1 protein-coding gene is annotated in these 996 nt (G+C 63.6%); it reads left to right on the top strand.

Translation table 11 applies throughout. The features are described 5' to 3' along the window. Positions 1 to 162: 162 nt before the first annotated feature. Positions 163 to 996: hypothetical protein (locus EN991_RS37725; RefSeq protein ID WP_127370605.1), on the top strand; the 834-nt coding region annotated here is incomplete at its 3' end.

Raw genomic sequence — 996 nt, 5'->3', positions numbered from 1 at the left:
GCCATGGGCGCAAGTCTCCTGGACATTCTGTTTTGAGCTGAAGCGCACCATCGGGGATTCGGGCGGCTCGGGCATTGGCGCGGGATACGCCGGACGGAAGAGTCGTATCGGTCGGACTCTTAAGCCTTGAAATTGCCACCGCCATGGGCTTCAACGCAAGGCATGTTTGAGGGGACTATCCGTCTTTTCCTGGTCTGGCTCGGCGCCCTGCTGTTCATGGCGCCGGTTTCGTTCGCCATGGCGCAGAATGTCGACGGAGTCAGCGACCTGAAGCTTCCGGGAATTTCGAGCTACGCGACGCCGAAAGGCGAGACGTCACTGGCACTGAGCGGCGGCGGTGCCATCACACTCTCTGCCCAGTTGACCGACAAGGGTTCCGACATCACGCGCGGCATCGTCTGGCGGGTCTTCAAGCCGGAAGCCGTCAACGGCAAATTGCCGATGGTCGCCTCCTCGCATGGAGGCACCGCCGTCTTCCAGCTCGAACCCGGCAGCTATCTGGTTCACGCCTCCTACGGCCGGGCCGGCGCCACCAAACGCATCACTGTCGGCAAGGACGCCAAGCGCGAAAGCCTCGTGCTCGATGCCGGCGGCCTCAAGCTCGACGCCGTGCTGTCCGGCGGCGTGCGCATTCCACCGAAGAAGCTGCGCTTTTCGATCTACGAGGGCACTGCCGAGGCCAATGGCGACCGCGCGCTGATCATTCCCGATGTCGAGCCCAACAGCGTCGTGCGGCTCAACGCCGGCATCTACCATGTCGTCTCGACCTATGGCGCGGTCAATGCAGTCATTCGCTCCGACATCCGCGTCGAGGCCGGCAAGCTGACCGAAGCCACCGTCGAGCATCACGCCGCCGAGATCACGATGAAGCTGGTGCGCGAAACCGGTGGCGAGGCGATCGCCGACACGTCCTGGTCACTGCTCAACGAGTCCGGCGATCCGATCAAGGAAACCGTCGGCGCTTTCGCCTCGATGGTGCTGGCCGAGGGCGACTAC

The sequence above is a fragment of the Mesorhizobium sp. M7A.F.Ca.US.005.03.2.1 genome (assembly GCF_003997795.1).
GTDB lineage: Bacteria > Pseudomonadota > Alphaproteobacteria > Rhizobiales > Rhizobiaceae > Mesorhizobium > Mesorhizobium ciceri.
This window is presented reverse-complemented; position numbering and strand designations above follow the sequence as displayed.